The 24,173-nt window shown below is 73.2% G+C and carries 27 protein-coding genes and 1 pseudogene; 24 read left to right on the forward strand and 4 right to left on the reverse strand.

Annotated features, from left to right (window positions below):
• Positions 1 to 15: 15 nt before the first annotated feature.
• Positions 16 to 537 carry a helix-turn-helix domain-containing protein gene (locus tag ABZ806_RS25735; protein WP_500219943.1) on the reverse strand — a complete coding sequence of 174 codons (522 nt, stop codon included), beginning with the start codon at positions 535 to 537 and terminating at the stop codon, positions 16 to 18.
• A gap of 237 nt (positions 538 to 774) precedes the next feature.
• On the opposite strand from ABZ806_RS25735, the gene ABZ806_RS25740 reads away from it, so the two are divergent.
• The 7 genes from ABZ806_RS25740 to ABZ806_RS25770 all read left to right on the forward strand — a co-directional run bounded on the left by ABZ806_RS25740 (position 775) and on the right by ABZ806_RS25770 (position 5,147).
• Positions 775 to 987 carry a helix-turn-helix domain-containing protein gene (locus tag ABZ806_RS25740; RefSeq protein ID WP_500219944.1) on the forward strand — a complete coding sequence of 71 codons (213 nt, stop codon included), beginning with the start codon at positions 775 to 777 and terminating at the stop codon, positions 985 to 987.
• A gap of 112 nt (positions 988 to 1,099) precedes the next feature.
• Positions 1,100 to 2,020 carry a hypothetical protein gene (locus tag ABZ806_RS25745; protein WP_500219945.1) on the forward strand — a complete coding sequence of 307 codons (921 nt, stop codon included), beginning with the start codon at positions 1,100 to 1,102 and terminating at the stop codon, positions 2,018 to 2,020.
• 10 nt (positions 2,021 to 2,030) lie between these two features.
• A complete protein-coding gene (locus ABZ806_RS25750) occupies positions 2,031 to 2,378 on the forward strand; it encodes a hypothetical protein (RefSeq protein ID WP_500219946.1) in 348 nt (115 codons plus the stop codon).
• A gap of 154 nt (positions 2,379 to 2,532) precedes the next feature.
• Positions 2,533 to 2,703: a hypothetical protein gene (locus ABZ806_RS25755; RefSeq protein ID WP_500219947.1), complete on the forward strand. Its 171-nt coding sequence runs from the start codon at positions 2,533 to 2,535 to the stop codon at positions 2,701 to 2,703.
• Positions 2,704 to 2,768: 65 nt separating this feature from the next.
• The gene (locus ABZ806_RS25760; protein WP_500219948.1) at positions 2,769 to 3,140 is read left to right on the forward strand and encodes a peptidoglycan-binding domain-containing protein; all 372 of its coding nucleotides are present in this window, start codon (positions 2,769 to 2,771) and stop codon (positions 3,138 to 3,140) included.
• Between the two features lie 93 nt (positions 3,141 to 3,233).
• Positions 3,234 to 4,367 carry an enolase C-terminal domain-like protein gene (locus tag ABZ806_RS25765; RefSeq protein ID WP_500219949.1) on the forward strand — a complete coding sequence of 378 codons (1,134 nt, stop codon included), beginning with the start codon at positions 3,234 to 3,236 and terminating at the stop codon, positions 4,365 to 4,367.
• A 108-nt stretch (positions 4,368 to 4,475) separates the two neighbouring features.
• Entirely contained in the window at positions 4,476 to 5,147 is a 672-nt protein-coding gene (locus tag ABZ806_RS25770) for a YoaK family protein (RefSeq protein WP_500219950.1), read from the forward strand.
• Between the two features lie 7 nt (positions 5,148 to 5,154).
• Here the strand turns inward: ABZ806_RS25770 and ABZ806_RS25775 are convergent, their stop codons facing one another.
• On the reverse strand, positions 5,155 to 5,367 hold the full coding sequence (locus tag ABZ806_RS25775) for a hypothetical protein (protein ID WP_500219951.1): 213 nt from the start codon (positions 5,365 to 5,367) through the stop codon (positions 5,155 to 5,157).
• Between the two features lie 63 nt (positions 5,368 to 5,430).
• Between ABZ806_RS25775 and ABZ806_RS25780 the strand changes: the two genes are divergently transcribed.
• The 6 genes and pseudogenes from ABZ806_RS25780 (at position 5,431) to ABZ806_RS25805 (ending at position 10,389) form a co-directional block, all read left to right on the forward strand.
• On the forward strand, positions 5,431 to 6,498 hold the full coding sequence (locus ABZ806_RS25780; protein ID WP_500219952.1) for a S1C family serine protease: 1,068 nt from the start codon (positions 5,431 to 5,433) through the stop codon (positions 6,496 to 6,498).
• Positions 6,499 to 6,613: 115 nt separating this feature from the next.
• Positions 6,614 to 7,279, forward strand: coding sequence for a TetR/AcrR family transcriptional regulator (locus ABZ806_RS25785; RefSeq protein WP_500219953.1), 666 nt, complete (start codon positions 6,614 to 6,616; stop codon positions 7,277 to 7,279).
• A 67-nt stretch (positions 7,280 to 7,346) separates the two neighbouring features.
• A pseudogene (locus ABZ806_RS25790) lies at positions 7,347 to 7,694 on the forward strand (ATP-binding cassette domain-containing protein); the annotation flags it as partial.
• A 33-nt stretch (positions 7,695 to 7,727) separates the two neighbouring features.
• On the forward strand, positions 7,728 to 8,177 hold the full coding sequence (locus tag ABZ806_RS25795) for an ATP-binding protein DrrA1-3 family domain-containing protein (protein WP_500219969.1): 450 nt from the start codon (positions 7,728 to 7,730) through the stop codon (positions 8,175 to 8,177).
• A complete protein-coding gene (locus ABZ806_RS25800) occupies positions 8,174 to 9,775 on the forward strand; it encodes an ABC transporter permease (protein ID WP_500219954.1) in 1,602 nt (533 codons plus the stop codon). Before ABZ806_RS25795 ends, ABZ806_RS25800 begins: the two co-directional genes overlap by 4 nt.
• Before the next feature lie 17 nt (positions 9,776 to 9,792).
• On the forward strand, positions 9,793 to 10,389 hold the full coding sequence (locus ABZ806_RS25805; RefSeq protein WP_500219955.1) for an LOG family protein: 597 nt from the start codon (positions 9,793 to 9,795) through the stop codon (positions 10,387 to 10,389).
• Positions 10,390 to 10,395: 6 nt separating this feature from the next.
• On the opposite strand, the gene ABZ806_RS25810 is transcribed toward ABZ806_RS25805, so the two are convergent.
• Both ABZ806_RS25810 and ABZ806_RS25815 read right to left on the reverse strand, forming a co-directional pair.
• Positions 10,396 to 12,204 (reverse strand): thiamine pyrophosphate-requiring protein, encoded by a 1,809-nt coding sequence (locus ABZ806_RS25810; RefSeq protein ID WP_500219956.1) that lies wholly within the window; start codon positions 12,202 to 12,204, stop codon positions 10,396 to 10,398.
• A gap of 34 nt (positions 12,205 to 12,238) precedes the next feature.
• Positions 12,239 to 13,264: an SDR family oxidoreductase gene (locus tag ABZ806_RS25815; protein ID WP_500219970.1), complete on the reverse strand. Its 1,026-nt coding sequence runs from the start codon at positions 13,262 to 13,264 to the stop codon at positions 12,239 to 12,241.
• A 115-nt stretch (positions 13,265 to 13,379) separates the two neighbouring features.
• Here ABZ806_RS25815 and ABZ806_RS25820 point away from each other — a divergent pair, with 115 nt between their 5' ends.
• From ABZ806_RS25820 to ABZ806_RS25870, 11 genes are all read left to right on the forward strand, one after another.
• Entirely contained in the window at positions 13,380 to 13,853 is a 474-nt protein-coding gene (locus tag ABZ806_RS25820) for a CBS domain-containing protein (protein WP_500219957.1), read from the forward strand.
• 231 nt (positions 13,854 to 14,084) lie between these two features.
• Positions 14,085 to 15,080, forward strand: a complete 996-nt coding sequence (locus ABZ806_RS25825) for a Gfo/Idh/MocA family protein (protein WP_500219958.1) — start codon at positions 14,085 to 14,087, stop codon at positions 15,078 to 15,080.
• Positions 15,077 to 16,057, forward strand: a complete 981-nt coding sequence (locus tag ABZ806_RS25830) for an inorganic phosphate transporter (protein ID WP_500219959.1) — start codon at positions 15,077 to 15,079, stop codon at positions 16,055 to 16,057. The genes ABZ806_RS25825 and ABZ806_RS25830 overlap by 4 nt, the downstream gene beginning before the upstream one ends.
• Entirely contained in the window at positions 16,054 to 16,713 is a 660-nt protein-coding gene (locus tag ABZ806_RS25835) for a DUF47 domain-containing protein (protein ID WP_500219960.1), read from the forward strand. Before ABZ806_RS25830 ends, ABZ806_RS25835 begins: the two co-directional genes overlap by 4 nt.
• 70 nt (positions 16,714 to 16,783) lie before the next feature.
• A complete protein-coding gene (locus ABZ806_RS25840; protein WP_500219961.1) occupies positions 16,784 to 17,971 on the forward strand; it encodes an ABC transporter substrate-binding protein in 1,188 nt (395 codons plus the stop codon).
• Between the two features lie 72 nt (positions 17,972 to 18,043).
• Positions 18,044 to 19,867: an ABC transporter permease gene (locus ABZ806_RS25845; RefSeq protein ID WP_500219962.1), complete on the forward strand. Its 1,824-nt coding sequence runs from the start codon at positions 18,044 to 18,046 to the stop codon at positions 19,865 to 19,867.
• A gap of 3 nt (positions 19,868 to 19,870) precedes the next feature.
• Positions 19,871 to 21,004, forward strand: coding sequence for an ABC transporter ATP-binding protein (locus ABZ806_RS25850; protein ID WP_500219963.1), 1,134 nt, complete (start codon positions 19,871 to 19,873; stop codon positions 21,002 to 21,004).
• Entirely contained in the window at positions 21,001 to 21,786 is a 786-nt protein-coding gene (locus ABZ806_RS25855; protein WP_500219964.1) for an HAD family hydrolase, read from the forward strand. The genes ABZ806_RS25850 and ABZ806_RS25855 overlap by 4 nt, the downstream gene beginning before the upstream one ends.
• Positions 21,783 to 22,595 carry an inositol monophosphatase family protein gene (locus ABZ806_RS25860; protein WP_500219965.1) on the forward strand — a complete coding sequence of 271 codons (813 nt, stop codon included), beginning with the start codon at positions 21,783 to 21,785 and terminating at the stop codon, positions 22,593 to 22,595. Before ABZ806_RS25855 ends, ABZ806_RS25860 begins: the two co-directional genes overlap by 4 nt.
• Positions 22,592 to 23,410, forward strand: a complete 819-nt coding sequence (locus ABZ806_RS25865) for a Cof-type HAD-IIB family hydrolase (RefSeq protein ID WP_500219966.1) — start codon at positions 22,592 to 22,594, stop codon at positions 23,408 to 23,410. Before ABZ806_RS25860 ends, ABZ806_RS25865 begins: the two co-directional genes overlap by 4 nt.
• Positions 23,407 to 24,117, forward strand: coding sequence for an MBL fold metallo-hydrolase (locus ABZ806_RS25870; protein WP_500219967.1), 711 nt, complete (start codon positions 23,407 to 23,409; stop codon positions 24,115 to 24,117). The genes ABZ806_RS25865 and ABZ806_RS25870 overlap by 4 nt, the downstream gene beginning before the upstream one ends.
• The last annotated feature ends 56 nt before the right edge of the window (positions 24,118 to 24,173 follow it).

Consider the following 24,173-nt stretch of genomic DNA (forward strand, 5'->3'; position numbering starts at 1 on the left):
ACCCAGTTACCGACGCTATATGTTGTCGGCCTTCTGCTGGCGGTCCGGCTGCACATCAAGAGATCTCGGCGCCGGTCGCATGCGCTTCAACAGGACACCGGTCACCGCCGCCCATTTGTCCTCGTCGTCGGCGAGCGATTCGGGGGCGTCCCAGATGAAGCGCAGGAACGCGTCGCCCACCACCTCCTCCGGATAGTTCCCGTCCTGGGTGTGCTCGGTGGCCGGCGCGGCGGTGGCGGGAGCGGTGGCGTCCGCGGATACGGGGTCGCCGCCGTCGAGAATGGTGCGGAAGCTGCCGCGGCGCCAGCCGAGGCGGTCCTCCAGGGGGATGATGACGCGGTCGGTGTAGTCCCGGCCGCGTCCCGTCTCGATCTTGTTCACCACCGACAGCGACGGGCCGCCCTCCGCGGCGAGGCTGGCCTGGGAGCCGAAGCCCAGTTCGATCCGGCGCTGCCGGACGATCTGTCCCAGTCTCCGCCACGCCTCCGGCGGGTGGCCGAGGGCGTCCATGTCGTCCATGTCGTCGAGGTCGTCCACGTGATCAGGCTCCTTCTCGTGTCGCGGGGTGACGGCCTGACACGGTGCGTAAGTGTAGCGGAGCAAAACGGACTTTGACGAGTCGTAACGCGTTTTGGGGCCCTGCCATCGGATGCCTGCACAACGGAGGGCATCGAACAACACATGACATGGTTAAAACGCGTCTTGAAGCTGCACGACGCACTGAGATGCGTTACGCTTCCCGTCATGTCAAGCTCTCCAAGCAGCGAGATCCCCGTGGACCGACGGCTTCTGTACACACCGCAGGAAGCCGCAGAGATCACGTCGTTCACCCGTGACTGGCTCGTCCGGGCGGCGAGCCGGGGAGAGATACCGCATCGCCGCTACGGCAAGCGCCTGTTCCGGTTCGCCCACGAGGACCTTGAAGCGATCAAGGACATGGGCGCGTGCCCGGTCGAGCCGGCCGAGCGCTGGGACCGGTCGAACTGATCTCCCACGGGTGCCGAGACCCGTAAGAAGCCCCGCAGAAGGAAAGCCACATGAACACCGCACCACCCTCTCCCTATGCCGCATCCGGGACCGGCCTCCCCGGAGGCGTCCGATGAACTGGCTGAGTCAGGGCACCGTCAACGGCCTCGCCGCGTCCGTCGCCGAGCACGAGGTCGCCGTCGAACGGGCCCACGAGGAACTCGAGAACCACCGCAGGGCCGCCTTCCAGGTGATGGAGGTCCTGCACCGGCACCAGGGGCTGGCCGCCGAGGCCAAATTCCTGCTGACGATCGCGCACGGTGCCGCGCCCATCCCGTCGCCCGGTGAGATCCGCGAGGTCGCCGGCGAGGAGGAGGGGCTCGGCCTGGCGATCGGCAGCATCCGGATGGCGCTGCCGGCGGACGCCTCCGCCGCCCAGTTCGGGCACCTGGCCGAGTCGATGCGCGCCCTCTACGCGGCCGCGCACGTCGTCGCCCTGCACGCCGACGAGCGGGCGCGCACCGGCGCCCCGCCGCCCCGCATGCCGGAGCCGGACGTCCCGGTCGGCGTGCCCCGCGCCTTCGCCTCGCTGCTGGGCCGCCAGGTCCGCGTCGACAACGCCGACGGCACCCGCGAGATCGGCCTGCTCAGCTCCGTCGAGGGCGGGCAGCTGACCCTTCTCGACGAGGACGGCGTCCCCAGCGCGTGGCCGCTGCTGGACGAGGTCCTCGCGGTCCGCGCCTGGCCGCCCGCCGGCGAACCGGACCCGCGCGACGCGCCCGAACCGGACACCGCCCTGCCCGACACCGCCCTGCCCGACACCGACCCGCAGACCCCGGCCATGCAGGACGCGCCCATGCAGGACGCGGAGCCGCCGGACGGTGACGCGCTGGACGCGGCCGGCCAGCAGACTTCCGTCCAGCAGGCCCCCGGCCAGCAGCCCCCCGATCACCAGGCCCCCCAGCGGGAGCCGGCGCGGGCGCAGTCGCGCGCCGGGGGCGTGGTGTCCCTGGTGCGGCGGAGCGGACGGTCCAAGAGCGCCGCCGGAACGTGAGGTGGACGCGGTGAGCGGGGAGCAGGCCGCCGCACTGGTCGCGGCGATCATGCTGGGGCTGCTGGCCTACGCCGTGCGGCGCCGCCGCCGGCTGGCCTGGAAGGCGTCGGAGACGCTGGCGCGGCTCGGCCGGGCGGAGAAGGCCGTCCGGCTCATCGCCTCGCAGCGCGACGAGGCGGTGGCGGCGCGGCACCGGGCCGAGGCGCTCGGGACGGCCGCGCTCAGCGAACACCGCTCGCTGACCGAAGCCTGCTACGACCTGGCCAAACGCTGGGAGTCGCTGTCGCGCGACGGCTCCGGCGCGCACGCCGAGCAGCTCCGCCGCCTCGTCCGGCTGCACAGCTGGGACGGGCGGTGAGACGCCGCTGAGGACCACGTCGTCCCCCGCCGTGGGGGGAAGGGGACGACCTTCGGAGGCGGGTCTCGGATGGGGGAGGAGATCCGCCGCCGCCGGCGGCCACGCCGGCCACCCGGGCGTGGCCGCCGGCCTGAGACATGGACGGAACAGAGACATGACCTTGCACGAGCCCGAGATCGCGCCCGTCCCGGGGCGCTCCCGGGTGTGGACGGAGCTGGCGGTCATCGTGTGCGTCATCGCGCTGGCCCTGGTCGGCGCGATCGTGATCGGCGTCGAGATGTCCCGGCTGGCCGCGGTGCCGGGGCCCTGCCTCGCACCGCGCTGACCGGGGCGCGGCCCGGCCCGGCCCGCGCCGAACATCTGCACAGAGAGAAACGAACGGTGGATTCAATGAGTCAAGACGTGATGGGGACGGGCGCCGCGGCGCCGGAGTACGCCGCGCCGATCCAGTGGGCGCCCTGGCTGCAGCGCGGGTTCGGCGGCAAGCACCGCCGGCCGCGCCGCACCATCGTCCAGCTGGTCAGGGGCATGCCGGCGTTCCCGCGCCGGACGCTGAAGTACGCGGGCCCCGGAATGCCGATCATGCACGGCATGGACGTCGAGCAGTGGCAGCGGCAGGCGTGCAAGAAGGGGTACACGCTGCGCGTCGACGGCTGGTACGGGCCGCGGTCGAGCAAGGTCGCCAAGTCGCTGCAGCAGCGCGCGGGCATCCCCGACGACGGCGAGATCGACGCCTCGACCTGGGCGGCGAGCTGGCAGTGATCCGCCGCGGGCCGGCCCGGAGGCCGGCCTCGCCCGCCCGTTCGTTTCGGCCCCTCCCTCCGCGGTAGGAGACGCTCGTGGAAGGGAGGGGCGATGCGAGCGGGCGCCGACGCGGAGATCGAGAGCATCACCGTCCACGCCTTCGAGGTGCCGACGGACGGGCCGGACGGCCTGGAGGAGGACGGCACCCTCACCTGGGACTCGACCACCATGGTGCTCGTCGAGGCGCGGGCCGGCGGTGAGACGGGGATCGGCTACACCTACGGCGACACCTCCGTCGCCGCGTTCATCGAGTCGAAGCTCGCGCCGGCCGTGCGGGGCTCCGGAGCGCTCGACCCGCCCGCGACCTGGGCCCGGATGTTCGCCGGGATCCGCAACGCCGGGCGTCCCGGCGTCGGGGCGATGGCCGTGTCCGCCGTCGACATCGCGCTGTGGGACCTGAAGGCGAGGCTCCTCGGCCTTCCGCTGGCCGCGGTGCTGCCCGCCTTCCACGACCGGGTGCCGGTCTACGGCAGCGGCGGCTTCACGAACTACCCGCTGGACCGGCTCACCGCCCAGCTCGGCGGCTGGGCGGAGCAGGGCATCCCGCGCGTCAAGCTGAAGATCTCGCGGCGGCCGGAGCAGGACCCGCGGCGGCTCACCGCCGTCCGCGAGGCGGTCGGCGCCGCGACGCAGCTGTTCACCGACGCCAACGGCGCCCTGACCCGCAAGGAGGCGCTGTACTGGGCGCGGCGGCTCGGCGACGAGTGGGACGTCCGCTGGTTCGAGGAGCCGGTGCCCTCCGACGACACCACCGGGCTGCGGCAGGTGCGCGAGCAGGGGCCGGGCCGGACCGAGATCGCCGCCGGCGAGTACGGGTTCGTCCTGAAGGACTTCGCCGACCTGCTGGAGGGCCCGGCGGTCGACTGCCTCCAGGCCGACGTCACCCGCTGCGGCGGTGTCACCGGCCTGCTGCAGGTCGCCGGTCTGTCGGCGGCGCGGCAGATCGACCTGTCGGCGCACTGCGCGCCCGCCGTGTCCGCGCACGCGTTCTGTGCCGTGCGGCGGCTCCGCCACCTGGAGTACTTCCACGACCACGTCCGCGTGGAGCACCTGCTCTTCGACGGGAACCTCAGCCCGGCGGACGGCGCGCTCCGCCCCGCGGCCGACCGGCCGGGCCTCGGCCTGGAGGTCAAGTGGGACGACGCGGAGCCGTACCGGGTGCACGGCGCCCGCCCGGCGGCCTAGCGGCCCGGTCCCGCGGGCCGGCGAACGACGATCGGAGACGACGTACATGGCGAAGCCCCGTGCGGCCGAGACGCGGCAGGCGCCGGCGATACCGGGGACGAGGCGCGGGTGAGCGTCGCGGGGCGCGCGACGATCCTGCCCGTGCTCGCGCTGGCCTCCGCATCCACCGACGTGATCAGCTACCTGGGCCTCGGGCACGTGTTCACCGCGAACATGACGGGGAACACCGCGCTGCTCGGCATCGGCATCGCGTCCGCGCAGACCGGCGCGGTCCTGCGCTCGGTGTGCGCGCTCGGCGGCTTCGTCCTCGGCGCCGCCGCCAGCCAGGTGTTCGCCGGCCACCGCCGCGCGCTCGCGTCCTGCCTGGCGGCGGAGACGCTGCCGCTGGCGGCCTGGTTCGTCTGGTGGCAGGCCGGGGGCGACCCCGCGCACGGGCTGCCGCGCTACGGCTACATCGTGCTGGCCGGGATCGCGATGGGGCTGCAGAGCGGCGCGGTGACCCGGCTCGGCGTGCGCGGCGTGACGACCGTCTTCATCACCGGCACCCTCACCTCGCTGACCGTCGGGCTCACCGGCCGCCTGCGCGGCGGGCCGCCGCCGCGGCAGGACCCGCCGGACCACGTGCTCCAGGGCCTGGTCGTGGTGTTCTTCCTGGCGGGCGCGCTGGCGGGCGGCTACGCGTTCCGGCACTGGGGCGGCACCGCCGCCGTCGTCCCGCTCGGCATCGTGGCGGTCGTCATGGCGGCGGCCTTCGTCCGCCCGCCCGAACGGGAGGGGTGACCGGCTCCTACCAGCGGCCCGCGTGGACGACCTCGCCGAACGGCCTGCGGTCGGGCCGCCGGATGGGCCGCAGCGGACGGTCGGCGGGCCGGCCGAGCGCGATCAGCAGGGCACAGATCCGGTCATCGGGGATGCCGAGCAGTTCCCGCGCGCGCTCCTGGTCGGACACGGCGGCGTGCCCGCAGGTCGCCGCCCCCGCCGGGCGGCCACGGTGAAGCAAAATCGTGACCTCTTCGGCGGCTGATCCGCGGACGGGGGGAACTGTCCACTCTGGAGGTGGAGCGTGGACAGGAACGCGATGGTCAGGGCCTGCGCGGTGGCGGCGGCGGGGCTGCTGGCGCTGGCGGGGTGCAGTGGAGGGGACGCCGAGAACGCCGCGTCGACGTCGGCGCGGACGTCGGCGCCGGTGTCCGGGTCGGCGACGGACCTGCAGCAGCAGTACGAGAAGGTCGTGGACGCCGTCCTGCCGTCGGTGGTGAAGATCCAGACCGACCAGGGGGAGGGGTCCGGCGTCGTCTACGACGGGCAGGGCCACATCGTCACGAACGCGCACGTGGTCGCCGGGGCGCGCAAGATCGAGGTGACGTCGTCCGGCGGCGGCGCCACGCTGGGCGCCGACCTCGTGGGCGCGTTCGCGGCCGACGACCTCGCCGTCGTCAAGGTGAACGGCGGGAACCTCAAGCCGGCGTCGTGGGGCGACTCGGGCAAGGCGCGGGTCGGGCAGATCGTCCTCGCGATGGGCAACCCGCTCGGGCTGGCCGGGAGCGTGACGAACGGGATCGTGTCCGCGCTGCACCGGACGGTGTCGACCAAGGGCGAGGGTGCCTTCCAGGGGTCCACGATCGCCGACGCCATCCAGACGAGCGCGGCGATCAACCCGGGCAACAGCGGCGGCGCGCTCGTCACCCTGAGCGGGCAGGTGATCGGCGTCCCGACGGCCGCCGCGTCGGACCCGTCGGTCGGCGGGCAGGCCGCCGGCATCGGGTTCGCGACGCCGAGCAACACCGTCAAGATGATCGTCCCGCAGCTCGTGCAGAGCGGGAAGGTGTCGAACTCGGGGCGGGCGGCGCTCGGCGTGACGGTCCGCACGATCGTCGACCCGCAGAGCGGGCAGCGCTCCGCGGTCGCCGTCGTGGAGGTCCAGCGGGGCGGCGGCGCGGCCGGGGCGGGCATCGCGGCGGGCGACCTGATCCTGTCGGTGAACGGCACCGCGACGCCCGACCAGACGGCGCTGTCGTCGGTGCTCGCGAACCTCAAGCCGGGCGACACGGTCAAGGTCGAGGTGCAGAAGCAGGACGGCTCGAAGAAGACCGTCCAGGTGAAGCTCGGGGAGCTGCCCGGCGGCGGCTGACCCGCTCGACGGCACCGCTAGACCGCACCGCTCGACCGCACCGCTTGACGGGGGCCTGTACAGAGGTACAGTGTACGACTGTACAGGCTACTGAACATATGTACAGGCGGGGTGGATGGAGCGGAACGAGGACCTGACCGGGCGGGCCCGCATCCGGGACGCGGCGATGCTGGAGTTCGCCGAGCACGGCGTGAAGGGCGCGACCATCCGCGGCATCGCCGGGGCCGCCGGCGTCTCGCCCGCCCTGGTGCAGCACCACTTCGGGACGAAGGAGGCGCTGCGCCAGGCGTGCGACGAGCACGTCATCGCGGTGATCCGCGAGACCAAGCAGGAGGCCCTCGACGGCGGGCTGGGCGACCCCGGCTTCCTGGCGATCGCCATGCGGACGGCCCTGCCCGTCCAGCGGTACCTGGCCCGCTCCCTCACCGACGGCTCGGCGGCGGCCAACACCCTCTTCGACGACGCGGTCGCGTTCTCCGCGGAGATCCTCGAGCGCGGCACCGCCGGCATGAACGAGCCCAAGACCGATGACCTGCACGCCTACGCCACCGTCCTGACGGCGATGAGCGTCGGCATGGTCGTCCTGCACGAGCACCTGTCCCGGGCCCTCGGCGCCGACACGCTCACCGCCGAGGGCTACCCCCGGATGGCGCTGGCGGCGCTGGAGGTCCTGAACGACGACCTCATGTCGCCCGAACTGGTCGAGCAGGCGCGCGCCTCCCTGAAGTCCATGCTCGCCGCCGGCGGGCAGCCCCCCACAAGGAGTACCGGTGACCGCTGACACGCCCCCGATATCCGTATCCGGCCTGGTCAAGAGCTTCGGCCGGACGCGCGCGCTGGACGGTCTCGACCTGACCGTCCGGCCCGGCGAGGTGCACGGCTTCCTCGGCCCGAACGGCGCCGGGAAGTCGACCGCGATCCGGGTCCTGCTCGGCCTGCTGCGCGCCGACGCGGGCACCGTGCGGCTGCTCGGCGGCGACCCCTGGCGGGACGCGACGCGGCTGCACCGCCGGCTCGCCTACGTGCCCGGCGACGTGACGCTGTGGCCGAGCCTGTCCGGCGGCGAGGTCATCGACCTGCTCGGCCGGATGCGCGGCGGCCTGGACCCGCGCCGCAAGAGCGACCTGCTCGACCGCTTCGAGCTGGACCCGCGCAAGAAGGGCCGCGCCTACTCCAAGGGCAACCGGCAGAAGGTCGGGCTGGTCGCGGCGCTCGCGTCCGACGCCGAGCTGCTGCTGCTGGACGAGCCGACCTCCGGCCTCGACCCGCTCATGGAGGAGGTCTTCCAGGAGTGCGTCCGCGAGGAGCGGCGCGCGGGCCGGACCGTCCTGCTGTCCAGCCACATCCTGTCCGAGGTCGAGGCGCTCTGCGACCGCGTCACGATCATCCGCAACGGCGTGGCGGTCGAGTCGGGGACGCTCGACGAGCTGCGGCACCTGACGCGCACCTCGATCCACGCGGAACTGGCCGCGCCGCCGGACGGCCTCGCGCTGCCCGGCGCCCACGACGTCCGGATCGACGGGACCAGCGTCACGTTCGAGGTGGACACGCCGCAGCTCGACGCGGCGCTCCGCGTGCTCACCGGCATCGGCGTCCGCAGCCTGGTCAGCCGCCCGCCGACGCTGGAGGAGCTGTTCCTGCGCCACTACAAGGACGAGCTGCAGGAGGCGGGCCTGTGAACGCGCTCACCGGGACCGGCGGGCTGATCCGGCTGATCCTGCGCCGCGACCGGGTCCTGCTGCCCGCCTGGGTGGTCTGGATCGCGGTGATCCCGCTCGGCTTCGTCGGCGCCACCGACGGCCTCTACCCGGAGGCCGCCGACCGGCTCCAGTACGCGCTGACCACCGGGACGAACCCGACGTTCCTGGCCCTCTACGGGCCGATGTACGACACCGACCTCGGCAGCATCATCGCGCAGCGGTCCGGGTTCATCCCGGTCGTGGTCGGGCTGATCAGCGCGCTCACCGTCGTCCGGCACACCCGCACCGAGGAGGAGGCGGGCCGCCGCGAGCTGCTCGGCGCCACCGTCACCGGGCGCGGCGCCGGGCTGGCCGCCGCGCTCCTGGTCACGTTCGCGGCGAACCTCGTCCTCGCCGCCCTGCTCACCGCCGGGATGGCCGCGCAGGGCCTGCCGTTGGCCGGGTCGCTGGCGTTCGGCCTGCAGATGGCCGCGGGCGGCTGCGTCTTCGCGGCGGTCGCGGGCGTCACCGCGCAGCTCAGCGAGGGCGCGGGCGCCGCGCGCGGAACGGCGCTCGCCGCGCTCGGCGGCGCGTTCGCGGTCCGGATGGCCGCCGACGTCGGCGGCGCCGGGAACTCGCTGTCGTGGCTCGGCTGGCTGTCGCCGTTCGGCTGGATCAACCGGATCCGCGCCTACGGCGGCGAGCGCTGGTGGACGCTCGCGCTGGTCGTCGTCCTCGTCGCGGTCCTGGTGGCCGCCGCCGGGACGCTGTCGGCGCGCCGGGACGTCGGCGCGGGCGTGCTGCCGCCGAAACTCGGCCGGGCCGACGCCCCGGCCCGGCTGTCCGGGCCGTTCGGGCTCGCCTGGCGGCTGCAGAGCCACGCCCTCTACGGGTGGCTCGCCGGCTTCCTCGCGCTCGGCATCGTCTACGGCGCGGTCGCGGGCGGGGTTCAGGACATGCTGAAGGACAACCCCGACCTCGCGCGGATCTTCACCCAGATCGGTGGCGAGAGCGGAATCACCGACGCCTACTTCGCGTCGGTGATGAGCATGCTCGGCCTCATCGCGGCCGCCTACGCGGTGTCGGCCACGCTGCGGCTGCGCACCGAGGAGGCCGCGCAGCGCGCCGAACCGCTGCTCGCCACCGCGACCGGGCGGCTGCGCTGGGCGGTGAGCCACCTGCTGTTCCCGCTGCTCGGCTCGGCCGCCGTCCTCGCCGTCGCGGGGCTCGCCGCGGGGACGGCGCACGGCGTCGACACCGGCGACCCCGGCCGCGAGGTGCCGCGCGTCCTCGGCGCCGCGCTGGCGCAGCTGCCCGCCGTCTGGCTGGTCGCCGCGCTCGCGGTCGCGCTGTTCGGGCTGCTCCCCGGGGTGTCCGGCGGTGCGTGGGCGGCGGTCGCGGTGTGCGCGCTGATCACGCTCTTCGGCGCCGCGCTCGGCCTGGACCAGTGGGCGATGGACGTCTCGCCGTTCACCCACGTCCCGAAGATCGGGCGGGACTTCACCGTCGCGCCGCTGGTCTGGCTCGCCGCGCTCGCCGCCGTCCTGGCCGCGCTCGGCATGGCGGGCTTCCGGCGCCGCGACCTCGCGACCCGCTGAGCGGTTAGATTGGCCCGGTGACGAAGCCCCTTGCCATCTGCGTGTTCTGCTCGTCCAGCGGCACGATCGACCGCCGCCACGTCGACCTCGCCGCCGAGGCCGGCGCCGAACTGGCCCGGCGCGGCCACAGCCTGGTCAGCGGCGGCGCCCGGGTGTCGTGCATGGGCGCCGTCGCCCGCGCCGCGCGGGCCGGCGGCGCCCGGACCGTCGGGGTGATCCCCGAGGGCCTGGTCGACGTCGAGATCTCCGACGAGGACAACGACGAGCTGATCATCACGCCCGACATGCGCGCCCGCAAGGGCGAGATGGACCGGCGCAGCGACGCGTTCCTCGTCCTGCCCGGCGGCATCGGCACGCTGGAGGAGCTGTTCGAGGTGTGGACGGCCCGGGTCCTCGCGATGCACGAGAAGCCCGTCGTCATCCTCGACCCGACCGGCGTGTACGACCCGCTGCGCGAACTGATGGTCGGGCTCACCGAGCAGGGCTTCGCCCGCCCCCGGATCTGGGACGCCATCGGCTGGGCGGCCACCGTCCCCGAGGCGTTCGACCTCCTGGAGCGGGCGCAGCCCCGCATCGAGTTCTCCCCGGAGGACTACGCCGAGACCCAGCTCTAGGAGTAGTTAGGAGTCGTGCCTGCGGCCCGGCATGTTCTCGTACATGTCGGTGAGCTTCTGCCGGAAGCCGCGGGCCGCCATGCCGACCTTCTGCGGGTCCTTGAGGCCCGCCTTGACCGCCTTCTTCGCCTGGTCCTTCATGATGTGCGGCGGGATGGGGGCGATCTCGTCGTCCACCACGAACTCGACCACGACGGGCCGGTCGCTGGCGAGGGCCTCTTTCCAGGCGTCGGTGACCTTCTTCGGCTTGTCGCAGTAGATGCCCTTGAGGCCGCACATCTCGGCGAACTCGGCGTACGCGAAGTCCGGGATGTTCTGCGAGCCCTTGAACTTCGGGTCGCCGCCCATCGCGCGCTGCTCCCACGTGACCTGGTTGAGGTCCTGGTTGTTGAACACGGCGAAGACCAGCGGCGGGGAGCCGGCCAGCCGGTCGGCGTACCGCTTGACGGTGAGCATCTCGTTCATGCCGTTCATCTGGAACGCGCCGTCGCCGACGAAGCAGATCACCGGGCGGTCCGGGAACGCGAACCGGGCCGCGATCGCGTACGGGACGCCGGGCCCCATCGTGGCGAGCGTGCCCGACAGCGACGCCTGCATCCCGTCGCGGAGCTTGATGTGCCGGGCCCACCAGTTGGTGGCCGACCCCGAGTCGGCGGTGAGGATCGCGCCGTCCGGCAGCAGCGGGGACACCTCGTGCGCGACGGCCTGCGGGTTGATCTTCCCCTCGAAGTTCTGCCCCGCGCGCTTGTCCATGACCGTGTCCCAGGCGCGGACGTTCTTCTCGATCTCCTTGCGCCAGGACCGGTCCTTCTTGCGTTCGAGCAGCGGGATCAGCTCCCGGAGCGTCTCCTTGGCGTCCCCGACGACGTGCGCGTCCATCGGGTAGCGGATGCCGATCATGCGGCCGTCGATGTCGATCTCGACGCCCTTGCAGCTGCCCTCGTCCGGCAGCCACTCGGCGTACGGGAAGCTCGTGCCGATCATGAACAGCACGTCGCAGTTCATGATCATCTCGTCGCTGGCCTTCGAGCCGAGCAGCCCGATCGGGCCGGTGACGAACGGCAGGTCGTCCGGCAGGACCTCGCGGCCGAGCAGCGCCTTGGCGACGCCGGCGCCGAGCAGCTCGGCGGTCTCGATCAGCTCCGCGTGCGCGTTCGCCGCGCCCTGGCCGACCAGCATCGCTACCTTCTGGCCCTCGTTGAGGATCCGCGCCGCCTTGTGCAGCTCCTCCTTGTTCGGCAGAACCCGCGGCCGGCTCCAGCCGACGCTGGAGTACACCGAGCCGTGCTCCTTCGGCGGCGACGGCACCGCCTCCGACTCCTGGACGTCCTCCGGAACGATGATCGTCGCGACGCCGCGGGTGGTGAGCGCCGTCTTGAACGCGCGGTCGATGACGTGCCGCATCTGCCCCGGCGCCATGACGATCTGGCAGAACTCCGACACGTCGGAGAACAGGTTCTCCAGGTTCACCTCCTGCTGGTAGTGGGTGCCCTGGGAGAGCCGCTTCTGCTGCCCGATGATCGCGACGACCGGCTGGTGGTCCAGCTTGGCGTCGTACAGCCCGTTCAGCAGGTGGATCGCCCCCGGACCGGACGTCGCCGTGCAGACGCCGACCTCGCCGGTGAACTTCGCGTGCGCGCACGCCATGAACGCGGCCATCTCCTCATGCCGCGTCTGGATGAACTCGGGCTTCCCCTCCGCGCGGTCGAACGCGCCGAGCATCCCGTTGATGCCGTCGCCCGGGTATCCGTAGACCCGATCGACGCCCCACTCCGTCAGCCGCCGGAGGACGTAGTCGGCCACTTGCTGCGCCATTGATCTCTCCTTCGTCGTGATGTCGTCGTGTCCGTCAGCGCCGCAGCAGCCTCGCCGCGCCGACCGCCGCACCGGCGGCGGCGCCGGCCGTCGCGGTCCCCACCAGGTACTTGTGCCGCCCCGCCCACAGCTGCGGGCTCGTCCCGTGCGCCCGCTCGTCGAACCGGCCGTGGCTCCCGTGGTCCTCGCCGGAGGGGCCGTCGGCGGGCTCCCACAGGTTCGCCGGACGGTCCGGACGCGCGTCCTCGTCGGTGTGCTGCGACGCGAAGCCCGTCCGGGCGAGGTAGCGGTCCAGCAGGCCGCCCGCGAGCTTGTTGCCGAGGATCGTGCCGACCGAGCTCGCGCCGACCCAGTACTCGCGGCGCGCGGGGTGCTCGGCGGCGTACAGCAGCGCGTCCGCCGCGACCTCCGGCTGGTAGATGGGCGGGACGGGCTGCGGGCGCTTGCGCAGCCGCGACAGGACCCAGTCGAACTGGGGGGTGTTGACCGCGGGCATCTGCACCATCGTCACCTTCACGCCGCTGCCCTCGTGCATCAGCTCGGTCCGCAGCGACTCGTGGAAGCCCTTGATGGCGTGCTTGGCGCCGCAGTAGGCGCTCTGCAGGGGGATGCCCCGGTAGGCCATCGCCGACCCGCACTGGACGATGACGCCGCGGTCGCGCGGCATCATCCGCCGCAGCGCGGTCCGGGTGCCGTTGACGTAGCCGAGGTAGGCGACCTCGGTGGTGCGCTCGAACTCCGCCGGCTCGATCTCCCAGAACGGCGCCAGCACCGAGGAGAACGCCACGTTCACCCACACGTCGATGGGGCCGAGCTCGTCCTCGGCCCGCCGCGCGGCCTCCTCCACCCGGCCGGTGTCGGCCATGTCGACGCTGAGGGGGAGCGCCCGGCCGCCGGCCGCCGTCACGTCGGCGGCGGCGCCGTCCAGGCCCTTCTCGCCGCGCGCCAGGAGGGCGATCCCGGCGCCGCGCCGGGCGAAGGCCGTCGCGGCGGCGCGGCCGATGCCGCCGCTGGCGCCGGTGACGACGACGACGCCGTCCCTGCCGATCTTGTGCTTCATCACGCTCCCACGGTGGCCGGATCGGGTACAGGGACCCACTGCCCGCGTCCAGGGCTCTGTAACGCCGCGCCGCGCCGCCCGGCGCGCGCCGGCGGACCTCGGATACCGTCGTCGGGTGCGCGCCCGTGATCTCGCCGCCGAGTACCCGACCGTGACGCCGGCGGACTCCGCGATGGACGCCGCCCGCCTCCTGGCAGGTCAGGGGCTCCCGGGCCTCGTCGTGGTGGACGAGCGGCGGCGCGCGGTCGCGGTGGTCCCCGGCTCGCGGCTGCTGCGCCGGATCGTCCCGCCGCACGTCCGCGACGACCCGACGCTCGCCCGCGTCTACGACGAGCGGCACGCCGACCGGCTGGCCGCCCGGCTGGCCGGCCGGACCGTCGCCGAGCTGATCGAGGACGAGCCGATGCCGCTCCCCGTCGTCGGCCCGGACGCCACCGTGATGGAGATCGCGAGCGCCATGGCGGGCGCCCGCAGCCCCGTGGTCGCGGTCTCCGACGACGCGCGGCACCCCGCCAAGGGCGCCGTGCTCGGTGTCGTCACCGCTGCCCACCTGCTGAACCGCCTCCTTCCCGCGCCCGGGGACGGCTGACCCGCGCCCACCGGGACCGCTCCCGCGCCGCGCCGCCGGACACAGTGTCAGGTAGCGATGACTTCAAGTCAGAACGTCTAGATGTAAGAACAAAGTATTGACTGCCCGTCCGGCGCGGGCTACAAATGTGCCTCAAGCCACATGAAGATGACGAGAAGGTGAACGGCCGGTGTCCACCATCGGTCCACCCGGCGAACTCGCCATCCGATCGGACAGGTCTTGGGAGGCACCATGCGGGTCGGACTGTTGGGCGCGGGGCGGATCGGGGCATGGCACGCCCGGTTCCTGGGCGGGCACCCCCAGGTGGACGCCCTGCTCATCGGCGACGCCGACGTCCGCCGCGCCGCGGCGCTCGCCGGGCCGATGGGCGCCGGCGCCGGCGATCCGGACGCGGTGCTCGGCGCCGGGCTCGACGCGGTCGTCATCGCCACCCCCACCACCACGCACGCCGACCTGCTCGGCCGCGCCTGCGACGCGGGCGTCCCCGCCTTCTGCGAGAAGCCCGTCGCCCCCGACCTGACCACGACGCTGGCGGTCCGCGACCGCACCGCCAAGACCGGCGTCCCGGTGCACATCGGCTTCCAGCGCCGGTTCGACGCGGGCTACACGGCGGCGCGCCGGGCCGTGCTGGACGGCCGCCTCGGCACCCTGCACCGCGTCCACCTCGTCACCGCGGACCCGGCGCCGCCGCCCGCCGAGTACGTCCGCTCCTCCGGCGGGATCTTCCGCGACTGCCACATCCACGACTTCGACATCCTGCGCTGGGTCACCGGCCGCGAGGTCGCGGCGGTGACCGCCGTCGGCGCCAACCGCGGCGACGCCTACTTCGCGGCGGCCGGCGACGTGGACACGAGCGCCGCCGTCCTGGAGATGGACGACGGGACGATCGCCACGCTGCAGGGCTCCCGGTACAACGGCGCCGGCTACGACGTCCGCATGGAGCTGGCCGGCACGGAGGCCACCTGGGTGGTCGGGCTGGACGAGCGCGCTCCGCTCCGGTCGGCCGAACCCGGCGTCGACTGGCCGTCCGGCGACCCGTGGACCGATTTCCAGGAGCGCTTCGACCCCGCCTACGCGAACGAGATTGGAACGTTCCTAGAGATGGCCAAGGGCAACGCGCCGAGCCCCTGCACCGTGGACGAGGCGCTGGAGGCGTTCCTCGTCGCCGAGGCGGCCACGCTGTCGCTGCGCGAGGGGCGCCGGGTCGCGCTGGCGGAGCTGCGATGATCTGGGCGATGGCGTTCGCCGCGCTGGCGCTGGCCTTCGTCTGGGTCACCGGGGTCAACGACGGCGCGGCCCTGCTCGGGCTGAGCGGCCGGTACCCCCGCTCGTCGGGGCCCCTGCTGATGGCGCTGGTGCTCGTGCCGCTGGTGCTCGTCCCGCAGTGGACGGTCGCCGTCGCGCGGACGTTCACCGAGGGGCTCACCGACCTCGGCGACCGGCGCGGCGCCCTCGCCTTCCTGCTCGGCGTGACCGTCGCGCTCGCCGTCGTCGCCGCGCTGTCGCGGCGGGGGCTGCCGACCAGCCTGACCCTCGCGATCGTGGGCGGCATCGGCGGCGCCGGGCTCGGCATGGGGCTGGACGTCTCCTGGCGCGGGCTCGCCCTCGTCCTGGCCATCGGCGCGGCGGCCCCGCTCGTCGGGATGTCGGTCGGCTACGGGCTCGGGCTCGCCTCCCGGCGGATCCCGTCCTTCGCCGGCATGCCCGGCGCCGTGCGGACCGCGCACGTCCTCGCCTACAGCGCCCAGTGCGCCGCCTACGCCGCCAACGACGGGCAGAAGATGCTCGCCGTCGTCAGCGTGGCGCGGCACGTCGTCTCCACCCGGCGGCTGGGCGCGATCGGGCCCGTCCAGCCCACCCCGCTGGTGCTCATCGCGATCGCGGTCGTGTTCTGCGCCGGCGCGCTCAGCGCCGTGCACCGGGTGGGGGAGCGGCTCGGCCGCGGGCTGGTGCTCGCCCGGCCGCTGCACGTGGTCTCCACCGAGGCGGCGGCCGCCGCGTCCGTCGCGGCCAGCTCGATCGCGGGCGCGCCGGTCAGCATGACGCAGTCGGTCACCGCCGGGGTCGTCGGCGTCGCCGCCAGCGAGGGCGCCGCGCGGGTGCGCTGGCAGAACGTCCTCGGCATCGGCGCGGCCTGGGTGTTCACCCTCCCGCTCGCGTTCGCCGGCGGCGTCGTCGGCGGCCTGGCGATGAGGGCGCTGTGAACGCCGCCGTCCGCCCCGCCCGCCGGCTGCGGCTCGTCTGGGACGACCTGCGCGGCCGGTCCGGCGACCGCGTCATCGGGCAGGTCGCCCGGCAGCTCAGCGCCGCCCGCGACGGCGCCGAACTGGCCCGCGAGCTCGCCGCCGGGCGGGTCCCCTCCGCGGCCGCCCGCGCCCGGATGGGCGAGATCGAGCACGCCGGCGACGCCGAGCGCGCCGCGCTCGCCGCGATGCTGCGCGGCGTCCTGGCCACCCCCATCGACCGGGAGGACCTCTACCGGCTCTCCCGCTCCGTCGACGACGTCCTGGACAACCTCCGCGACTTCGTCCGCGAGGCCGACATGTTCGGGCCGCCCGAACTCGGCTTCGCCGTCCCGCCGCTGGAGGCGGTGCTGGAAGGGCTGACCGCCCTCGACGCCGCCGTCCGGAAGGTCCTCGCCGAGCCCGCCGCCGTCACGATCGCGGCGCTGGGCGCGCGCAAGGCCGGCAACCGCGTCCGGGAGTTCCGGCAGGCGGCGCTCGCGCTGCTGTTCGCCGGCCCGCTCAACATCGACGTCCTGCGCAGGCGCGAGCTGCTCGACCGGCTGGACGCGGTGGGGCGGCGCCTCGGGGACGCCGCCGACGCGCTCTCGGACGCGATGCTCAAACGCAGTCACTGACCCCTCACCCCCCACCCCCACCCAGCCGCAGGTCGCAGGCCGACGGCGACTCGCAAGGAGAGAACCCATCATGATCCGCAACACCGTCCGGGCCAGGCGGGCCCGTGCCGGCGCCGCCGCGGTCGTCTTCGCCGCCGCGCTGACCGCCTGCGCGCCGTCCACCAGCGAGCAGGAGGGGGCGGACCAGGCCGTCCCCCAGGCGACCGTCGAGGACGCCGCGAGCTTCGACCTCGACGCGCTCATCGCCGCCGCGAAGAAGGAGGGCAGCGTCCTCGCCTACGACGGCAGCGGCGACGTCAAGGACGTGGCCGCCGCGTTCGAGAAGAAGTACGGCATCAAGGCCGAGGGCGTGAAGTCCAAGGCCGCCGCGACCGCCGAGAAGATGACCCGCGAGGCGCAGGCCGGCAACGTCACCATCGACGTCAGCCTGTTCGAGGACGGCCCGATGCTGGCCGGCCAGCTGCTGCCGCAGAAGATCGTCAAGACCTGGATCCCGCCGGACCTCGCCAAGAACATCGACGAGGCCGACCGGAACCCGCTGATGATGATCCGCAAGGCGTACGTGTTCGCCTACAACGACAAGCTCAGCCCGCAGGGCTGCCCGGTGAAGAACGCCTGGGAGCTCACCGAGCCGGCCTGGAAGGGCAAGGTGATGTACCAGGACCCGCTGGGCAAGGAGGTCTTCACCCAGTGGTTCACGCAGATGTCGGAGCAGGGCGCCGACAAGCTCGCCGCCGCCTATGAGCAGCTCGGCAAGGGCAAGCTCGACACCAAGGAGAAGGACGCCGCCTACGAGTGGGTGAAGCGGATGGCGAAGAACTCGCCGGTGCTCACCACCGAGGACGAGGACGTCGCGACCGGGGTCGGCGCGCCCAACCAGACCGAGAAGCGGATCGGCCTGTTCTCCATCTCGAAGTTCCGCGACATCGAGGAGAAGGGCTACCACATGAAGGTCTGCGAGGGCCTTCAGCCGTGGGTCGGCTTCGGGTACCCGAAGTTCGCCACGATCGCGACCAAGTCCGAGCACCCGAACGCCGCCAAGCTGTTCGTCCACTTCGCGATGACGAAGGAGGGCTTCGCGCTGGAGTCCGGCAGCGGCGGCGTGTCCGGCAACAAGGAGGTCGGGCAGAGCCCGGAGAACGCCCCCGGGCTGACGGACTGGAACACCCAGCTCTACTCCTTCTCCTCGAAGAACCTCCTCCCCGACTTCCGCTCGCGCCAGGACATCAAGGACTTCTGGCGCGTCAACCACTCCTGATCCCGCTCGCGTCCCGGCAGGCCGCCCTCCCTCGGCCTGCCGGGGCTCCACCCTCACCCGGAGGAACCTTCCATGGCGGTCGACGCCCCCGCACGGCCGGCGTCTCGCGGCCGGCGCGCGCTCTACCGATCCCGCGTGCTGCTGCGCGATCCCACCGTGCTCCTCGGCATCGTGCTGAGCATCGCACTGCTGTACTTCGTCATCGCCCCGCTGGTCTCGGTGGTCTCGGACGCGGGCCGGGTGCAGTACGGGGACGAGGCGCGCTCGGGCCGCGACTACGGCTCGTGGACGAGCTACTACCTGTGGCGGGTCTTCCGCTCGCCCGTCAGCCACCTGCTGTTCTGGGAACCGCTGTGGCACACCCTCACGGTCGCGGTCGGCGTCATCGTGTTCGCCCTCGTGGTCGGCGGCTCGATGGCCTGGCTCGTCACGCGCACCAACGTCCCGGGCCGCAAGTTCCTGGCCGGCGCGCTGGTCGTCCCCTACATGCTGCCGTCCTGGACGTTCGCGCTGGCCTGGCTGACGCTGTTCAAGAACAACGGGTCCGGCGGGCAGGTCGGCTACCTGCAGGGCGCCGGGATCCACACCCCCGACTGGCTCGCCTACGGGCAGCTGCCGATCATCGTCACGCTCGGCCTGCACTACTACCCGTTCGTCCTGCTGCTGTTCGGCAACGCGCTGCGCCGCATCGACTCGCAGCTGGAGGACTCGGCCCGCATCCTCGGCGCGGGCGGCCGGACGGTCATGCGCCGCATCACGCTGCCGCTGATGCTGCCCGCCCTGTCGTCGGCGGTGCTGCTCGTCCTCGGGCGCGTCCTCGGCACGTTCGGCACCCCGTACATCCTCGGGCTGCCCGCCGACTACAACGTGCTGTCCACCACCCTGTACCACGCCATCCGGGACCGCAGCACCGGCGTCGCGTCCACGCTCGCGGGCGTGATCGTGCTGATCGGCGTGCTCGTGGTGGTCTTCGACACGCGGCTCGTCCGCGAGCAGCGCCGGTTCGTCACGGTCGGCGGGAAGGGCGCCATGGACCGCCGCAGCGACCTGCGGCGCTGGCGCTGGCCCGCCTGGGGCCTCGGCATGGCCGTGTTCGCCGCCAGCGTCGTCATCCCGGTGCTGACCCTGTTCTTCTCGACCATCACCAAGGTGCCCGGCGTGTTCACCGCCGACAACTTCACGCTCAAGTTCTGGCTGGCCTCCGACATCCAGGGCGCCGTCGGCTTCCCGCACGGCGTGCTGCGCGGCACCGAGCTGTGGGACGCCGCCTGGAACAGCCTGCGGATCGTCGGGCTCGCCTCGCTGTTCTGCGGCTTCCTCGGGCTGCTGATCGGGTACGTCGTGGTGCGCGGCGCGGGCAGCCGCGTCTCGGGGTTCCTGCGGCAGGTGTCGTTCCTGCCCTACCTGGTCCCCGGCATCGCGTTCGCCGCCGCCTGCCTGTCGCTGTTCGCGGTGCGGCGCGGCCCGATCCCCGCCCTCTACGGGACGATCACGCTGCTCGTCCTGGTGCTCACCGTCACGCACCTGCCGTACTCGTCCCGGTCCGGGATCTCGGCGATGATGCAGCTCGGCCGGGAACCGGAGGAGGCCGCGCAGATCAGCGGCGCGCGGTGGCCGACCCGCATGATCCGGATCATCATCCCGATCCAGCGGGGCGCCCTCGTCACCGGCGTGGTGCTGCCGTTCATCTCCGGGCTGAAGGAGCTCAGCATCGTCATCATGCTGACGACGTCCGGGACGCAGCTGCTGACGACACTGTCGATCGGGCTCGTCGACTACGGCTACACCCAGCTCGCCAACGGGGTCGTGCTCATCATCGCCCTTCTCTCGTTCACCATGACCTACCTGGCCCAGCGGCTCACCAAGAGCAGCCTGGCCTCGGGCATCGGAGGTTGATCAATGCCGGCCATCACCCTCAGCGGAGTGGTCAAGACCTATACGAGCGGCGCGCGCCCGGCGGTGAAGGACCTGGACCTCACCATCCCGGACGGCTCGTTCACCTGCCTGCTCGGCCCGTCCGGCTGCGGCAAGACGACCACCCTGCGCATGATCGCCGGGCTGGAGCAGCCGACGCTGGGTGAGATCGCGGTGGGGGACCGGGTCCTGGACTCGGTCGAGCGCGGCGTCTACATCCCGCCGGAGAAGCGGGACATGGGGCTCGTCTTCCAGAACTACGCGCTCTGGCCGCACCTCACCGTCCGCAAGAACACCGAGTTCGGGCTGCGGATGCGCAAGGTCCCGGCCGACAAGCGCAGGGCCCGCGCCGAGGAGGCGCTGGAGAAGGTGCACGTCGCCGACTGCATGGACCGGTACCCGTCGCAGCTGTCGGGCGGCCAGCAGCAGCGCGTCGCGCTGGCCCGCATGCTCGCCGTCGACCCCGACGTCCTGCTGCTGGACGAGCCGCTGTCGAACCTGGACGCGCGGCTGCGCCTGGAGATGCGGGCGGAGCTGAAGCGCATCCACGACGAGACCGGTGCGACCGTCGTGTTCGTCACGCATGATCAGATGGAGGCCATGACGATGGCCACGCACATCGCGGTCATGTCGGAGGGGGAGTTGCAGCAGGTGGCACCGCCGATGGAGATGTACGAGCGGCCGGGCAACCGGTTCGTCGCCGAGTTCGTGGGAAGCCCGCCGATGAACATCGTCGAGATCGGGGCCGAGCCCGCCGGCGTCGCCGGGTCGCTGCTGCGGTACGTGGAGAAGCGCGCCGGCGCCGGGGCACCGCACTGCGTCGGCATCCGGCCCGAGGCGCTGAAGCTGGCGGCCTCGCCGGACGACGTGCCCGACACGGCCTGGTCGGAGGAGGCCGTCATCGAGACCGTGCTGCCGACCGGGTCGAGCTGGACCGTGCAGCTGCGCGTCCTCGACACCGAGATGTTCGCCGTCACCCACGAGGACCCCGAGGCCGGGCCGGGCGACCGGCTCCGCTGCTGGGCGCGGCCGAAGCGGCTGCACCTGTTCGCCGCGGACGGCGCCCGGATCGGCGCCTGGGACGACGCGGCCGCCCCCGTCCAGAAGGCGGCCTCGTGAACGGTTCGCTGCGCAGGCCGCGGGCGCTGCTGCTCGACTTCGGCGGCGTGCTGGTCGAGACGTCCCGCCGGGCGGGCTGGTCGGCGGCGCTGGCGAAGGAGGTGCACGCGACCCTCGTCCGCGCCGGATGCCGCGACCTCGACGCCGCCGCCGTCGAGACCGACATCAAGGCCGGCGTGACCGCCGACAAGCGCTGGAAGGACGCCATGTCCCGCCCGTACGCGCCGGCGGAGATGACGCACGCCGCGTTCTGGGGCGACTACGTGGCCGCCGACTGGCCGGCGTCCGCCCGGCAGCTGGTCATCGCGCACGCGACCCCGCTGTGCAAGCGGATGGGGGAGCTGCGGCAGGACCGCCGCATCCGGCCCGGCATCCCCGAGCTGCTGGACGCCGCCGACGCGCTCGGCATTCCCTGCGCGGTCGTGTCCAACGCGCTGTCGGGCGCCGTCCACCGGGACTTCACCGCCGCGACGGGCCTGGACGGGAAGCTGGCCTTCGAGGTCTACAGCGACGAGGTCGGCGTGCGCAAACCCAACCCGGAGATGATCTGGATCGCGACCCGGGCCCTCGGCATCGAGCCGGCGGACGCCTGGTACGCCGGCGACAACTTCGACCGCGACGTCGTCTGCGGGCACCGCGCCGGCGTCGGCGGCAACATCCTCATGGTCGCCAAGGGGACCTACGACGTCCCGTACGAGGTCCGGTCGCGCCCCGACGCGGTCGTCGACGACGGCCACGGGCTCCTGGAACTGCTCATCAACGCCACAGAAGGAGACGCATGAACGTCGATGTCCCCGCATCGCGGGAACTGGCCGGAATCGCCGAGCTCGCCGCTCGGGCCACGGGGGACCGGCTGCGGACGGCGTTCCGGTCGCGTCCCGAGGTCGACACCAAGCGCGACATGCACGACCCCGTCACCGAGCACGACCGCGCGGCGGAGGAGACCATCCGGGAGGTGCTCGGCAAGGAGACGCCGGGCAGCGTCGTCGTCGGCGAGGAGGGCGGCGCGCAGGGCGAGGACGGCGACATCCGCTGGTACGTCGACCCCATCGACGGGACCGCGAACTTCGCCGTCGGCCTGCCGTTCTTCTGCGTGTCCATCGGCGCCGTCGCGGGCGGCGAGGTCGTCGCGGGCGCGGTGTACGACCCGGTGCGGGACGAGATGTTCAGCGCGTCCCTCGGCGGCGCGACCTGCAACGGGACGCCCATCCAGAGCCGGGGCGCCTCCCGCGACGCGACCGCCGTCATCGCCACGTCCTACCCGAACGCCCGCGAGCTGGACGCCGACCGCGACGCCGCGCTGCGCCGCTTCGGCCAGATGGTGGACGCGTTCGCCACGCTGCGCCGCCCCGGCAGCGCCGCGCTCACCCTCGCGCACGTCGCCGCCGGCTGGACCGACGTGGCCTACGACCCGTCCATCAACGCCTGGGACATCACCGCGGCGCTGCTGCTCGTCCGGCAGGCGGGCGGGACGTACCTGCCGCTCGGCGGGGAGCCCGGCGCCCCCGACCACCTGGCGCCCGGCTATCTGGCCTGCGTCGGCGGGTTCGACCTCGACGGTTCCGTCATGCGCGAGGTGACCGGCGCGTGAGCACCACCGGCGTCCGCACGGTCGACTGGATCGTCACCGACCTCGACGGCACCCTCGTCGGCCGCGACAAGGAGATCGTCGAATCGGGCCTCGCCGCGCTGCGCCGCTTCATGGACGCGGGCGGCACGGTCGTCATCGCGACCGGGCGCAGCGAGGCCGCCGCGCTCCCCTACTACCGGGCGCTCGGCCTCACCACCCCCGCGATCCTCTACAACGGGGCGCGCGTGGTCGACCTGAGCACCGGCGCCGTCCTGTACCGGCGGTGCCTGAGCGCGGCCACCTGGGCGAAGCTGACGATGCTGTTCGGCTCCCTGCCCGCAGGGGTGTGGCCGGTGGCGTTCAGCGGCGGCCGCGCCCACGTGGTCGCCGTCAGCCCGGCGCTGCGCGAGTACGCCGACCGGGACGGCATCGCGCTGGCCCCCGTCGGCGCGTGGAGCGACCTGCCGCTCGACGACATCACCAAGGTCATGATGGTCTGCGACCGCCCCGAGCTGATGGACCCGGCCGAGGAGATCGTGGCGGCGAACGCCGAGGGCGTCACCCTCGTCCGGTCGGAGAGCACCTACCTGGAGGCGCTCCCGGCGGGCGCGACGAAGGGCGCCGCGCTCCGCGAGTTGGCCGCCGCCCGCGGCGTGGCGCTCTCGGAGATCGCGGCGATCGGCGACAACCCCAACGACCTGGACATGATCCAGGTCGCCGGCCTCGGCGCCGCGGTGGGCGACGGCGCCGAGGCGGTCCGCACCGCCGCGGACATCGTCGTCGCGCCCTGCGCGGACGGCGCGGTCGCCGACCTGGTCGCGCGCGTCCTGCCGTGATCCTGACCGTCATCGGCTGCGCCGGGTCGGTCCCGGGGCCGGACGCCGCGTGCTCCTGCTACCTGCTGGAGCACGCGGGCTTCCGGCTCCTCCTGGACGCCGGCACGGGCGCGCTCGGCCCCCTGCAGCGCTTCGCCGACCCCCGCCAGATCGACGCCGTGATCATCAGCCACGGCCACCGCGACCACTGCGCGGACCTCGTCCCCCTCGCCTACATCCGGCACCACCGCGGCCCGTTCCCGCGGCTCCCGGTGATCGCCCCCGCCGGAGAGGCCGCACCGCCCCGCTACGAGTACGCCTTCGACTGGCGCACCCCGCCCCCGGAACCCTGCGCGCTGGGCCCGTTCACGATCGAGACGGCCCCGGTCCGGCACTCGGTCCCCGCCCTGGGCGTCCGCGTGACCGCCGGCGGCCGCACCCTCACCTACTCCGGCGACACCGGCGAATGCCCCGAACTGCTGGAGCTCGCTCGCGGTACCAACATCCTCCTGTGCGAAGCAGCGGCGTCCGTCCAAACCCCCGGCTCCGCCGAAACCCACCTCACCCCGGCCCAAGCAGGCGCCCTGGCACAGCAGGCCGCCGCGGACCACCTCGTCCTAACCCACCTACGCCCCTGGGCCGACCCAGCAGCCGCCCTCAACGAAGCCAGAGAGTCCTGCGACACCCCAATAACCCTCGCAACCCCCGCCCTACGCCTAATCCCCTAACACGTCCGCCGCTCCGTTGACCTGCGGCGTGTTGTTGTTATGAGGCCGCTCATAAC

This window comes from Spirillospora sp. NPDC047418, from assembly GCF_040643275.1.
Classification (GTDB): domain Bacteria; phylum Actinomycetota; class Actinomycetes; order Streptosporangiales; family Streptosporangiaceae; genus Spirillospora.

Bases quoted from the DNA above. Each gene is read 5' to 3' on its own strand.
- ABZ806_RS25755 (WP_500219947.1), top strand. From the start codon at position 2,533: ATGACCTTGCACGAGCCCGAGATCGCGCCCGTCCCGGGGCGCTCCCGG.
- ABZ806_RS25760 (WP_500219948.1), top strand. From the start codon at position 2,769: ATGAGTCAAGACGTGATGGGGACGGGCGCCGCGGCGCCGGAGTACGCC.
- ABZ806_RS25830 (WP_500219959.1), top strand. From the start codon at position 15,077: ATGATCTGGGCGATGGCGTTCGCCGCGCTGGCGCTGGCCTTCGTCTGG.
- ABZ806_RS25850 (WP_500219963.1), top strand. From the start codon at position 19,871: ATGCCGGCCATCACCCTCAGCGGAGTGGTCAAGACCTATACGAGCGGC.
- ABZ806_RS25840 (WP_500219961.1), top strand. From the start codon at position 16,784: ATGATCCGCAACACCGTCCGGGCCAGGCGGGCCCGTGCCGGCGCCGCC.
- ABZ806_RS25825 (WP_500219958.1), top strand. From the start codon at position 14,085: ATGCGGGTCGGACTGTTGGGCGCGGGGCGGATCGGGGCATGGCACGCC.
- ABZ806_RS25765 (WP_500219949.1), top strand. From the start codon at position 3,234: ATGCGAGCGGGCGCCGACGCGGAGATCGAGAGCATCACCGTCCACGCC.
- ABZ806_RS25785 (WP_500219953.1), top strand. From the start codon at position 6,614: ATGGAGCGGAACGAGGACCTGACCGGGCGGGCCCGCATCCGGGACGCG.
- ABZ806_RS25815 (WP_500219970.1), bottom strand. From the start codon at position 13,264: ATGAAGCACAAGATCGGCAGGGACGGCGTCGTCGTCGTCACCGGCGCC.
- ABZ806_RS25810 (WP_500219956.1), bottom strand. From the start codon at position 12,204: ATGGCGCAGCAAGTGGCCGACTACGTCCTCCGGCGGCTGACGGAGTGG.
- ABZ806_RS25860 (WP_500219965.1), top strand. From the start codon at position 21,783: ATGAACGTCGATGTCCCCGCATCGCGGGAACTGGCCGGAATCGCCGAG.
- ABZ806_RS25745 (WP_500219945.1), top strand. From the start codon at position 1,100: ATGAACTGGCTGAGTCAGGGCACCGTCAACGGCCTCGCCGCGTCCGTC.
- ABZ806_RS25845 (WP_500219962.1), top strand. From the start codon at position 18,044: ATGGCGGTCGACGCCCCCGCACGGCCGGCGTCTCGCGGCCGGCGCGCG.